Annotated in this window: 7 protein-coding genes; 1 reads left to right on the forward strand and 6 read right to left on the reverse strand. The window is 65.3% G+C overall.

Going from position 1 to position 9601, the window contains the following annotated elements; all coding sequences use genetic code 11:
* Positions 1-6 precede the first annotated feature (6 nt).
* On the forward strand, positions 7-1071 hold the full coding sequence (locus ACTOWJ_RS24750) for a hypothetical protein (RefSeq protein ID WP_441337276.1): 1065 nt from the start codon (positions 7-9) through the stop codon (positions 1069-1071).
* Between the two features lie 70 nt (positions 1072-1141).
* On the opposite strand, the gene ACTOWJ_RS24755 is transcribed toward ACTOWJ_RS24750, so the two are convergent.
* The 6 genes from ACTOWJ_RS24755 to ACTOWJ_RS24780 all read right to left on the reverse strand — a co-directional run bounded on the left by ACTOWJ_RS24755 (position 1142) and on the right by ACTOWJ_RS24780 (position 9349).
* Complete coding sequence (locus ACTOWJ_RS24755; RefSeq protein ID WP_441337277.1) at positions 1142-1831, reverse strand: lysoplasmalogenase; 690 nt, start codon at positions 1829-1831, stop codon at positions 1142-1144.
* A gap of 15 nt (positions 1832-1846) precedes the next feature.
* On the reverse strand, positions 1847-2998 hold the full coding sequence (locus tag ACTOWJ_RS24760) for a M50 family metallopeptidase (protein ID WP_441337278.1): 1152 nt from the start codon (positions 2996-2998) through the stop codon (positions 1847-1849).
* Positions 2999-3103: 105 nt separating this feature from the next.
* On the reverse strand, positions 3104-4696 hold the full coding sequence (locus tag ACTOWJ_RS24765; protein WP_441337279.1) for a transglycosylase SLT domain-containing protein: 1593 nt from the start codon (positions 4694-4696) through the stop codon (positions 3104-3106).
* A 192-nt stretch (positions 4697-4888) separates the two neighbouring features.
* On the reverse strand, positions 4889-8401 hold the full coding sequence (locus tag ACTOWJ_RS24770) for a peptidoglycan-binding protein (protein WP_441337280.1): 3513 nt from the start codon (positions 8399-8401) through the stop codon (positions 4889-4891).
* Between the two features lie 14 nt (positions 8402-8415).
* Complete coding sequence (locus ACTOWJ_RS24775; RefSeq protein ID WP_441337281.1) at positions 8416-8820, reverse strand: hypothetical protein; 405 nt, start codon at positions 8818-8820, stop codon at positions 8416-8418.
* 130 nt (positions 8821-8950) lie between these two features.
* The gene (locus tag ACTOWJ_RS24780) at positions 8951-9349 is read right to left on the reverse strand and encodes a hypothetical protein (RefSeq protein ID WP_441337282.1); all 399 of its coding nucleotides are present in this window, start codon (positions 9347-9349) and stop codon (positions 8951-8953) included.
* Positions 9350-9601: the final 252 nt, after the last annotated feature.

Raw genomic sequence — 9601 nt, forward strand, 5'->3', positions numbered from 1 at the left:
GGAACCATGACATCGACCCAACGCCCGGCCCCGCGCCGGGTTTCGCCGACCGCGGCCGCCGCGCTGCTGACCATTGCGCTGTCGGCCTGCGGCGGCAAGAGCGAGGCCGAACAACTGGCCGCGATGCGCGACGGCCTAGTCTACGCCCAGTACCGGCAAGTGTCCGAGAACGCCCTGCCCGGCGGATTGGCGGCCTATCGCAAAGGCCTGCAGTGGACCGGCGAAAACTGGGCCGGGAACCGGCTGCCGGCCGATCTGCCCAAGGGCGATTTCAGCCAGGCCGATCTGTGCGTCACCCATGTGCTGCTGGCCTACGGCGCGCTGATCGCCGACAAGCGCAGCATCGCCCTGGCCGAAAGCGACATCGTCGACGCCCAGCAGTGCGGCGCGTTCGATCGCGCCGCGGCGACCTCGTTGCGCTCGGTGGTGTTCCAGCGCGAGCAATGGCCGGAGTTGGCCCAGCGGGAAAGCGAAAAAGCCTGGGCGCTGCCGAAGCAGGCCGGCGAGGATCAGCCGCCGGTCGAGCATGTGATCGTGATGCATGCGGCGCTGGCCTACTTCGCCGCGAGCGAGCAGGAATGGGAACGCGCGCAAGTGCATTTCGACGCGCTCGCGCAGTTGCTGCGGCAGCCGTGGTTCGCGCAGTTGCCGCCGGCGGGCATCGCCTTCAAGGAAGGCCGCACCCAGGACGGATTGATCACGCTGAAGAAACTCAGCCAGGATCCGAGCGCGCCCGACGCGGTGCGCAAGGAACTGGTCGCGTTGATCGCGAAAATCGAGACCAAGGGCGGCGACGTCGACTCGATGATATTCATGCCGCGCCTGGTCGCGGTGCTGGGCTGGGAAGCGATCCAGGCCGAAGGCCCGCAGTTGCTGCGCACGGTCACCGGTTTCGCCGAAGACAAAACCTGGGCGGCGGCTGGAGGTTCGGTCAAGGAAGGCGCCGGCAAGGCGCAAGTGGCCGCGGCGAGTTGGTGGAACAAGGCGCGAGAGGCGGTGTCTTCGCCCGATGAAGCTCCCGCGCCCGAACCCGCCGCCGCCAAGACCGACGCTGGCGCGCCCTCCCAGTAAGCACCAGTAAGCGACCGGAGCAGCGCGCCGACGGCTATGCCGGCCGCGCGCTGCTCGTATCGGAACGCTGTTACTCAGGCCGGACTGGCTGCTCGCGTTCGAGCGAACGCACCGACAGCCCGATCAGGGTCTGCGCGATCCAGTACGTCGCCAGCACCGCGAGCGAAGCCGCTTCGAACGGCGCGGCGAAGCGATCGATCGCGAGCGTGGCATCGGAGGCGACGAAGAACGCGCCGCCGAGCGCAGCCATCGCGGTCGCGCGCACCGGCCAGCGCCGCCACACCGCCGCCGCCTGCGCGGCCATCGCCGCGAGCACGACGACGTAGACGATCACCGGTATCCGCAACTCGCCCGGCAGATGCGGCCACAACACGCACAACACCGCCGCGGCCAAGGCGGCATAAGCCAGGAACGGCCACTTCACCGCGAACGGCCGCGCGCGTCCGAACAGACCCAGCAGATAGGCGATGTGCGCGCAAAGGAACGAGCCCAGGCCGAACACGAACCAGTCGCCCGGCAGCATCAGGAAGGCGTCGCCGCAGGTCGACAGCAACAGGCCGGCGAGGACGGATCGGCGATAACCGGGCTCGGCGACGCCGCCGTGGCGCCAGACCATCGCGGCGATCAGCAGCGTGGTCAAGGGTTTGAACACGTAATGCAGCCACGGCGCGACGTACGCGCCAACGATGGCCAGGGCCGCGCAAAAGGCGATCGCGCCAATCCAGGCGCGCGGTGTGGCTGCTTTTGATTCGGCATGCATGGTCGGCGCGCTCGCTTATGGGGTGGGTGGCGACATCGGACCGGCCGGCACGCCCTGCTCGATGATCGCCTCGATCCGCTGGCGCAACCGTGCTTCGCTCGACACAGTCGCAAGAAACGGCGAATTATCCGCATAGCGCGCAGCGCATGTCAGTTGCGCCCGCGCCACCGCGATGTCGCCGCGCAGGGCCGCAGCCAGGGCGCGCAAACGCGGCGGCACATGCGGCACATACCAGAAAACCCGCGCATTGAGATTCAACGCCGTCAGCGACGCCAGAGCCCGGCTTGGATCAAGTTCGAGTGCGCCGGCGAAGGCCAGATCGGCCCGGCAGAGGGTCAGAAGGTCGTCCAACGCCAATTGCATGGGCTCTTCGTAGCCTTCGACGCGAACGCACAGGGCCTGAAAATCGGTTCTGGCCTGTTCCAGTTCCCCCCGCTCCAGCGCGGCGTACATCCGCAGCCAGTCGTGCATGGCCGGCATCGGTTCGGGCTCTTCGAGCAGGCGTTGCGACAAACCGGCCGGCAGATCGTTGAGCGCCGTGCCGCGCAGAATTCGTCCCTGCATTTCCATAAAGCTCGAACCGGGCAGGTCTTCGAAACGATTGAGCCAGGCACGCATCCACATCAAGCCGTCGGTACCGAGCCCGCCGGCGAGCTGGTGCGGTATCAGATTGAAGAGGAACGCGCCCAGATGCAGTAGACCCCACAGCACCCACAAGGTCTGCGCTGGCGAGTGTCCCAGCCGCCATGCCACCGCGCCGCACAGCGTGGTGGCGATCAGATTCGTCAGCGGGCCGCCGAGCGACAACCCCATCAGATCGCGGCGCATGTCGCCGGCCGCGTCCGGATAGGCCAGTACATAACCGCCCACGCCGCGCAGTTGCAGTCGCGTGAACCGCCAGCGCACGCCACGCCGGCGCGGTTGGAGTTCCACGCACGCGATCACGACCTGAGACACGATCATCCCGCGCCAGCGCGCGGCCCACCAATGGCCGCACTCGTGCAAGATCGTCTTCAGCAGCCAACCCGGCAACAAGATCGCGAGCAGCGACACGGTCCATCCGTAGTGCAGCGCCAGCGCGTAGGTCAGGATGAACACCGCGGGCAGCAGCGCAAACCACGAGACATAGGCCAGGGATTTGAACGCGGCGAGCGCGCGCGGCGACAAGTCGCGAAACGCATGCGCCGTCGCCGCGGAATCTTGCGCAAGATCCCGCGGCGCGGCGTTTTCGATGGGCTTGGACGCATCCATGCGACGGTTATCCGCGCGGCCTTACTGCCCGCAACCGTCCAACTTGAGCTTCTGCCCCGGCTTGACCGTGAAGCGCGGCCCCTTGATGCCGTTGGCCTTGGCCAACTGCTTGGTATCGCACTCGAACTTCTTCGCCACGTCGGTCAAGGTCTGGCCGCGCTGCACTTTGTAACTGGCCTGCCTGGCCGGTTTCCTGGCCGGCGCGGGCTGGGCGCTGGCCACCGTGGCCGGCACGCCGGTGGCGATGGTGACCGGCACGGAGCCGTCTTCGCTGCCGGCCAGCGCCGGCAGCAGGGTCAGCGGGCCGGTGCGCACGACCGCGCTGTTGGCGTCGCTCATCACCAAGGTGTGCGCCAGTTCGGAGCGCTTGCCCTGCACGCACCAACGGTTGTACAGGCTGACCATCTTGGTGGTGGCGTTGAGGGTGGTGCCGGCGGACAGGTAACTGTCGGCCTGATAGCGCGGGTTGAGATTGCGCAGCGCGCGCATGTAGCCGTCGCGGCTGCCGCTGCTGCCCAGGCAGATGGTCAGCTCGTAGATCGAACTGGCCTTGTTCAAACGCAAGGTCGCCGGCTTGTTGTCGACCTTGGGGAAATGCAGGCCGTATTCGCGCGGATGCAGGAACAGCCAGGCCGCGGCGATCACCATCGGCACGTAGTCGCGGGTTTCGGCCGGGAACTGGTTGTAGACCGATTCATCCCAGAAGTTGCGCCCGCCGCTGGCGTTGTTGATCCGCAGCGCCCGGCCCTCGCCGCCGTTGTAGGCGGCCAGCGACATTTCGATGCTGCTGTTGAGCTGGCCGAAGCGCTCGTTCAAGTACTCCGCGGCGGCCTGTGCGGACGCGCGCGGATCGTAGCGGGTGTCGAAACCGGTGCCGTCGTCGCCCAGGCCGAAGCGCTTGCCGGTGGCGAACATGAACTGCAGCGGGCCGGCGGCGCCGACGCGCGAGGTCGCGTGTACGCGGCCGTTGGATTCCTTGGCCATGATCCCGAACAGCAGCGCTTCGGGCAGGCCTTCGCGCTCGAACGCGGGCCACATCATCGAGCGCATGTACTGGTAGTTGTCGTAGCTCTGCATCAGCGGGCCGCGCAGATCGGTCAGCCAGCGGCGGATGCCGGCTTGCACGGCCGGGTTGTACTGGACCATCTTGACGAAGCGCTGGCCGTCGGCACTGAGCAGCGCGGCCGCGCGCGCGGCCTCGGGCACGTCGGCGGCAAGGCCTTCGCTGTCGAGCTGGCCGCCGTCGTCCCCTTCTTCGTCGCTGACCGCGGTGGCGTCGGCGGTGGCCTTGAGCAGGCGCTTGTAGCCGGCCAGCATGGTGCCGACCTGGCAGCCTTTCTGCTTGAGGCAGGCGGCGATCACGTCCTCCATGTCCTCCAGCGCGGCGTCGCTGTCCTGGCGGCCGGTCGGATCGGCGTTGCGGATCTTGACCAGGGCCGACTGATAACGCGTTTCGGCCGATTGCAGGCGCTGGGTCAGCGTATCGACCGCGGCCTGGTCTTTCTTGGACAGCGCCGCGGCTTGCGGCGACAGGCTGGACAGGGCCAGGGCGACGGCGAGCGGCGCGAACGCGCCCCTGATACCGAACAGAACGGGGCGTGAGTTGGCTGGCATGAGGCGTGCGGCAGATCCTTTTCGCGGGGAGCCAGGGTAACGGCGGGGTCCGGGGCGGGCAAGGACTGTGATCCGTCGCGGTTTTTCCTGGTTTGGCCGGGAGAGCCCGGTCGGCGCCCTTATCGCCTCGGCATTACCGTCCCGGCGTCGTTGCGGCGAGAGAATCTTCCGGCCTGGCGACGGTGAGCCGACTCATAGCTGAGGGCGCATCGCATTGGTCTGCTTTTCGTTTTGTTGCTGCTGCTCCAGCTCCCTGGCTTGAGTCTGCTGCTGCGCCTGCTCGTGATTGAACTGTTGCGTGTCGCGCAGGGTGTCGTGCAACTGCGGCGCTGGCTGGGCGACGTTCACCGCGGTGTGGAAGCCCGGCACGGTTCGCTCGATCCATAGGGTTTCATCGACCATGGCGACCGGGCCGATCCGATCCGCGTCGAGAATCCCGTTGCGCTTCGCGGCGAGCATCGCGGCCGCGGCATGCTCATCCGACAACCCCACCGTCGCGCCTGCGCGAATCTTCGCGATCATCGCTCGATCCTCCGGCGAGAAATGCGACAGGTCGGGCGCCGATGGGGGTTCGGCGGGTTCGGCCTGCTTCGTTGCCGTCCGCGGGTCGGCGCGATCGGAGGCATCGGCGGTGTTCGCGGTCTGCTGCCTGCGTTCGTCGGGCTTGTGTACCGGGAGCGCAGCGGCGAGCGGTTGCCGAGCCGGCTCGGCTTGGAACGGTGCGCGCTCGGGTTCAAGCGGATTCGCCTGGGTCGCCAGGACACGCTCGGGCTCAGGCGGACTCGCTTGCGCCATCAAGACGCGCTCAGGCTCGGGTTCGGTCTTGAACGGCGGCGCCTGCGGCGCAAGATGCGCATCGGCGACAGATGGCAGTGGGTTCGCCGGCTCCGGGCGTGTCGGCTCTGCGGCACCTCTCGCCTGCGTGAACTCATCGCGCGACGGCGGCGTGGAAGGCGGCACCGCGGGCGCGGCATCCTGGGCGAACGCAGCGGGCGCACGCTCGCGGACGGGCTCGGGCGGCGCCTCGCCTTGTTCGATGGACGCAGGACGGACAGCGCGCATCTGCTGCGCGACCGCCAACGCCTGCACCGTCTCCGGGTCCACCACGCCCGTCGGCGGCAACCGATTCGTCTGCTGGAACTGGCGCAGGCCGTGTTCGGTGGCGGTGTCGAACCGGCCGTGCTGCGGCAACGGCGATTCGTCCGGCCCGCGATAGCCCATGCGGTCCAGACGGTATTGCAACAGCGACACCTCTTGCCCCTCGCTGCCGCGTCGCAAGGCATCGTCGGGGGCGTCAATCGACGCAGGCGTCGCGTGCGCGCCGTGCTGGGCGGTCGATGGCCGCAGCGGCGCCTGTGGCTCGCCCGCGACGGCTTGCATCGGCTCGACCGGCCTGCGCTCAAGCTCCGCGTGCGCCTGGACTTCGGGCGGCACCGGCTCGTCGTTCTGGGCGAGCGGCGGCGGGATCGGCGCGGGCGACGGCGGTTCGGGCGCCTGCCGGGCTTCGGGCGTCGCGGGCGTGCGCACACGGGTCGCGGCGTCGACAGGCAGGACGATGTCCGGTTCGCGATTCGCTCCGATCGCGGCGGCGGCCAGTTGCGCGGCGGCCTGCGTGTCCTCGCGCGACAGGCCCAAGCGGTTGGCCTCGCGCATTGCCTGTTCCTGGGCTTCGCGCTGTTGCGGCGATTGAGCGGCGATACGCAACTCCGGAGAATCCGGAACCGGCGCCTGTTGCGGGTCGCGTGCCAGCACGTCCTTGCGTGCTTGCAGAATGTCCTCGGTGCGGGTGACGGCGACCAGTCGGTTCGTGCTGTCGGCATCGCGCACATAGTGGGCGATGGGGCTGTCGGCGGCATACGCGCCGTTGCTGCGTTGCAATTGCAGCGCGCCGGGCCCCGAGATGCCGTGTTCTTCCCGCGTGCGCTGCACCGCCAGTCCGATGGCCTGTTGCCATTGCGGCGTGAGTTCGATCCGCTCGGGGGTGACTCGGTATTGATGCAGCAACTGGTTCTGCTGCCGCTGCTGCTCGGTGGGCGCGGGCCGCGCTTCGAGCGTGGCGAGGCGCGTATTGAATTGCTCCAGCGAAGGCTCGCGCGCCATCCGGGTCAATTCCAACTCCAGCGCCAGATTGCCTTGCGCCTCGCGGCCGGCGCCGGCCCATTGGCCGTCCGCGCCGCGCCGGTAGAGCTGTCCGTCCGACCCCAGAACTTCACCGGGCCGCGGCCGCACCGCCTGCACGGCGGAAGGAATTTCGGCGAAATCGCGCGATCGCTGCGCGGTGTAGTTTTCCAGATAGACCGCGGCGACGGTTTCGCGCCCGTTGGCGATGTTGTGCTGGATGCGCGCGACCGCCTCGCGGTTCAACTCCATGGCGCGTTCCGGTGTCGCGATCTGCTCCTTGTATTCGCCGCGATCGTTGGCGCCCGACACGCCGGTTTTCACCAGGCGCTGCCACTGTTCCGTCTCCGGATTACGCCGCCAGTTCGGGTTGTCGATCGCCGATTGATCGTCCGCGCGCGCGCGGACGTCGAACGGGTCTTGCGGCCGCGGCACCCTGCCCAGGGCCAGTTCCACCGCCTTGGCGCTGGCGTAGGTGCCCAACTCGCGCGCCTTGTCGTAATTCGCGCCCAACGACCCTTCGATCGGGTTATCGCGGCCATCGGCCGTCGTGTCGATCAAACCGTCGCGCACCCAGTTGTGGCCATTGAACGCCCAGTCGACATGCTGCTTGTCGGTCTGATGGGTGATATCGTAGTTTTCCTTCAAATCCACGGCTTTTTCGAAGGCCTTGCTCAACAGCATCGCGTCGGCCACGACCAAGCTCGCCGGCAGGTAGCCCGAAGTGCCTACCACCGCAGCGGCCGTGGCGCCGCCCACCCAACCGCCGGCATTGCGCGCCACCGCGCGCGTGGCCTCGGACTGCGCCGCGGTCGGATTGTCCTGCTCCAACAGTTCAGCAACGCGCTGAGCGCTCACGGCCAGATCGGCACCGGAGGCCAGCAGGCCGCCTGAGCGGATCAGGGTGTTTCTGGGGACTTCGCCGATCAGGAGTTCTTTGGAGGCGAAGCCGCGTTGGTCTTTGGGGCCGCGGATGGCGGGATCGGCTTCGGGGAGATCGGGGGCTGGGGTGGTTGTTGGGGATAAGGCAGGGTCGAATGAGTACAGGCGTTTGCTGCCGCCAAAAGTCTTGTCACTGCGATAGCCAGCCAAATGCCGCTGATACTCGGTGTCGCCGATCACATCGCCATGATACGACTGATCGAGCATCTCACCGGTCACCGTGTGTTGAAATCCCGGAATCTTCTTCTGCAATCCCCGCAGATTCTGCGGCTTGGTGAAATACTCATCGTCCGACCAGATGATCGTGGCGCGGCCTTCTACTCGCTCGCGGGTGGCGATTTCAATCAAGGAACGCTCGCCTGCGTTCTTCTTTGCTATGGCGAACGCCTCGGGGGTGGTAGCAGCTTTTAACTCCTGCTCTACCTTGGGCGCATCGAGGATCGGAATTTTTCGGTCGGCAATGTACTTCCCGATATCCTCCCCCAAGGGGCCGTCTTCAATCTCATCTGCGATCGTGTTGGAGATCGCGATCTGATAGTCCTTTGTCTTGGCCAGACGCCGGTAGGCGTCAAGTAATTCCGCACCACCCGCACGGTAGGCGTAAACCAAGCTATTCGTATCGGCCAGAAGGTACTTCGGACTCATTCGATCTTCCTTGATCAGGCCAAAAGGGTCCGAACAAACTGACGAAATTTTCTATACAGCCCTCGACAATCGGCGGAGTTCAAGTCTGGCATCCATTCCCATATCAGGCGACGAACCTTCCAGCCTAGTTCCGATTCGATCTCATTGAATTCCTTCTCCTGACGCAGGAACTCAACATAGTCCTCTGGCTTCCTCTCCTTGAAATACTGCACAAAGGCAGCCACCTCGTAGTCCTGCCAACGTCTTAGTTGCGCCTGTTGCTCTGTAGCTATGGTGTAGCCAGCCAGAATTGTTTCGAAAATGGCCTCATCGCTTGCGTGCTTCTTCGCAGGGCCCTCAAGCACTTCGATAATTTCAGCTTTGAGCCTTTCGTCTTCCAGTGCATCGATCTTGGCTCGCAGTTCAACACTGATGGGCATGGCACAGCTCCTCACGGCTTAGCGGTTCATACACGGACGACGCCTGGTCAACTGCTCGCGATGATCGGGCTGTACTCCCGCGCAAGCCCACCCAGTAGTCTTTCTCGGCCATTCTAGCGCCCCAGCTAGATCAAACGCGCTTTGCGTAATCGCGAAATTTAATGAACAACCCTCTGCGATCCTCGACACTCACGCCCGGAATCCATTGACTCATCAGGTGACGAACGTTCGCAGCAAGCCCCAATTCAATTTCATTGAATTCTTTCTCCTGCTTCAAGAATTCAACATAGTCGCTCGGATCATTCTTACAAAAATACTGCATAAAGGCTTCCACTTCCTCATCTGACCACTGCCTCAATTGGGCCTGCCGCTCCTTGACCACCGTATGCTCGAGGAGTAACGATTCAAAAATTTCTTCATTTGCTGCCCGCTTCTTCGCCGGATTTTTCAGAAGGCGGAGAATTCTGTTTCTGAGATCTTCATCTTCCAATGCGTCGATTTTGGCTTGCAGCTGAGGACTGATGGGCATGGTCCGACTCCTTCAGACGGGGTTCTCTCACTTCGAGGCGCCGGAGACACCGACTGCTGAGGCCCCGATTTTGCGTCCATGCACAGAGATCTAGCAACGATTATCTGCACACTGCCGGCCGTGTGTTGGACTGTCCAGGGAAATATAGACATTTCCGGCCTATGATCCGAGCATAGGAGGAAGACCATGAGCACACAGCGATTTACTCCGGAATTCAAGCAAGAAGCGGTTCGGCAAATCGTCGAACGCGGC

Origin of the sequence: Lysobacter sp. CA199 (assembly GCF_052078715.1) — a bacterium.
Classification (GTDB): domain Bacteria; phylum Pseudomonadota; class Gammaproteobacteria; order Xanthomonadales; family Xanthomonadaceae; genus Lysobacter.